The organism is Pseudomonas sp. Pseusp97 (assembly GCF_047304025.1).
GTDB lineage: Bacteria > Pseudomonadota > Gammaproteobacteria > Pseudomonadales > Pseudomonadaceae > Pseudomonas.
In genome coordinates, this window is the sequence record NZ_JBGLYK010000388.1 from 1 (window position 1) to 2,592 (window position 2,592).

Annotated in this window: 2 protein-coding genes and 1 pseudogene; 1 reads left to right on the forward strand and 2 read right to left on the reverse strand. The window is 67.3% G+C overall.

Going from position 1 to position 2,592, the window contains the following annotated elements:
• Positions 1 to 157 precede the first annotated feature (157 nt).
• On the forward strand, positions 158 to 751 hold the full coding sequence (locus tag ACCC94_RS29185; protein WP_192225214.1) for a helix-turn-helix domain-containing protein: 594 nt from the start codon (positions 158 to 160) through the stop codon (positions 749 to 751).
• A gap of 295 nt (positions 752 to 1,046) precedes the next feature.
• Here ACCC94_RS29185 and waaA read toward each other — a convergent pair whose 3' ends face one another.
• Positions 1,047 to 2,318, reverse strand: a complete 1,272-nt coding sequence (gene waaA / locus ACCC94_RS29190) for a lipid IV(A) 3-deoxy-D-manno-octulosonic acid transferase (RefSeq protein WP_413353069.1) — start codon at positions 2,316 to 2,318, stop codon at positions 1,047 to 1,049.
• Between the two features lie 166 nt (positions 2,319 to 2,484).
• Positions 2,485 to 2,592, reverse strand: a pseudogene (locus tag ACCC94_RS29195) (LysR family transcriptional regulator); the annotation flags it as partial.

Consider the following 2,592-nt stretch of genomic DNA (forward strand, 5'->3'; position numbering starts at 1 on the left):
TTTTTTCGGCGCGCGCTGCCCCGCCACCCGCCCCGCCCAAATGGCCCGTTAATTTTTTTGCCCCACAACCCCCGCTCCTACATGAAAGGCAATCGGTCCACAGCCCCGGCGCATTGTTTAGAATGCCTCACGACGCAAATCGCCAGGACCCCGCCGCATGAGCCGCAAAGCCCCGCAGGAAGCCCCCGCCAACGCCGAAGCGCAGTTCCTCGGCACCCGCATCCGCGGCCTGCGCAAGCGGCGCGGCATGACCCTGGCGGAGCTGGCCGAGCAGAGCGGGCTGACCGCCGGCTACATCAGCCAGCTGGAACGCAACCTGGCGTACCCGTCGATCCCGGCGTTGTTCAACATCGCCCGCAGCCTGGGCGTGACCATCCAGTGGTTCTTCGCCAGCGAAGTGCAGGTCGACCCGGCCGACGCCGGCTACGTGGTGCGGCGCAACGCGCGCACCAGCGTGCATTACGAGGACGGCATCGTCGACGAACTGCTCAGCCCGCAGCCCAGTCGCCAGCTGGAAATCCTCCACTCGAAATTTCCGCCCGGCACCTACAGCCAGCAGAGCTACAGCCACGACGGCGAGGAAGCCGGCTACCTGCTCAGCGGCACCTTCGAGCTGTGGGTGGGCGAGCGGCATTTCGTGCTCAACGAAGGTGACAGCTTCAGCTATTCCAGCCAGGAGCCGCACCGTTATGGCAATCCGGGGGATGTGGACGCCGTGGTGCTCTGGGTGATCACGCCGCCGACGTTCTGAGCAGCTTTTGTAGGGGCGAGCTTGCTCGCGAACGCTCTTGGGTGACTTCGGCGGCAAGCGGGTTCGCGAGCAAGCTCGCTCCTACAGGCACCCTGGGACTTTGGGCGCGAAAGGTGGCCCTCTCCTCCCGCCCTGGCTGCACGCCCCGCTCCGAAGGGAGAGGGAGCCGTTCGGCGTTGTAGGAAGACGCCGAGTCAGTCGGCTGGCTCAGAATTGTCACGCCGCGCCAGATCAGCCCCCTCTCCCTTCAGGGAGAGGGCTGGGGAGAGGGAAAATCCCCCGCTCCGAAGCCTGATCAACCTTTGATCAACCGCCCCAACCCATCCAGCAAGCGCCCCAGCGCCCCCTGATTGGCCTTCATCACCCCCAATCCCGCCTCAGCCATGCGCTCAGCCGAAGCAGGCTCGTCCCACAACGCCGCCACGGCGACCGCCAGCGAAGGCGCATCGGCCACCTCACGCAGCGCGCCAACCTCACGCAACTGCGCGGCGATTTCGAGGAAGTTGAACAGGTGCGGCCCCGACAGCACCGGCTTGCCCAACGCCGCCGGCTCCAGCAGGTTGTGCCCGCCATTGGCCACCAGGCTGCCGCCAACGAAGGCGACGTCGGCCAGCGCATAGAGGAACAGCAGCTCACCCATGGTGTCGCCGAGCAGCACCTGGGTGTCCGCCGTGACCAGCGCGCCGGCGGAACGCCGCAGGGTGCGGAATCCTTCGCGGGTGCACAGCTCGAACATCGGGTTGAAGCGCTCGAGGTGACGTGGGACCAGGATCAGCAGCGCCTCCGGGTACTTCTCCAGCAACTGGCGGTGGGAGGCCAGGACAATCTCGTCTTCCCCGGCGTGGGTGCTGGCGGCGATCCACACCGGCCGTTGCTGCGCCTGCCACTGGGCGCGCAGCTCACCGGCGCGCGCCAGCAGTTCGGGGTCGATGGTCAGGTCGAACTTGATCGAACCGGTCACGCTCACGCAGTCCGGGTGCGCACCAAGCTGGCGGAAGCGTTCGGCTTCGGCCTCGGTCTGCACGGCGATCCAGCTCATCTCTTCCAGCATCGGCCGGGTCAACCCGCCGAAGCGCGCATAACCGCGCGCCGAGCGCTCGGACAGCCGCGCATTGGCCAATGCCACCGGAATGCCGCGTTTGGCGCACTGGTGGATGTGGTTGGGCCACAGCTCGGTTTCCATGATCACGCCCAGCACCGGCCGCGCGCGGTCGAGGAAGCGCGCCGCCGCCCAGGGCAGGTCATAGGGCAGGTAGCAGTGCTGCACCTGCTCGCCGAACATTGCGCGGATGCGCTCGGAGCCGGTGGGCGTCATGCAGGTGACGGTGATCGGCAGGCCAGGGTGGCGCTGCATCAGCGCGCGGATCATCGGCGCGGCGGCGATGCTCTCGCCTACCGACACCGCGTGCACCCAGATGCCGCCTGGCTTGAGCGCCGGCAGGCCGAGGGCGAAGCGCTCGCCGACGCGCTGGGCATAGGCCGGGGCCTTGCGCGAACGCAGGAACAGGCGCAGCGCGACCAGCGGCAGGCCCAGGTGGAACAGCAGGGTATAGAGGGTCCGGTTCATGGCGGCGGAGAGTAGCAAATTAGCGGGCCAATCCTGAACAGGGCAGCGTTTTCTGTAGGAGCGAGCTTGCTCGCGAACCGCTTGACGCTGGAGCAGCCGGGAAATCCTGTTCGCGAGCAAGCTCGCTCCTACGAAAAGCAGATCGGCGCAGCGGTATGCGAGCCTGTCACACGGGCGAAGCGAGATGCTCCGCAAAGCACTCGCCCAGCCATTGCGCCGCCGGCCCCAACGGCTCGTCGCGGCGCCAGACCAGTTCCACCACCAGCGGCGGTGG

Excerpts from the sequence above, each read along its gene's own strand:
- ACCC94_RS29185 (WP_192225214.1), top strand. The coding sequence starts at position 158 with ATGAGCCGCAAAGCCCCGCAGGAAGCCCCCGCCAACGCCGAAGCGCAG.
- waaA (WP_413353069.1), bottom strand. The coding sequence starts at position 2,318 with ATGAACCGGACCCTCTATACCCTGCTGTTCCACCTGGGCCTGCCGCTG.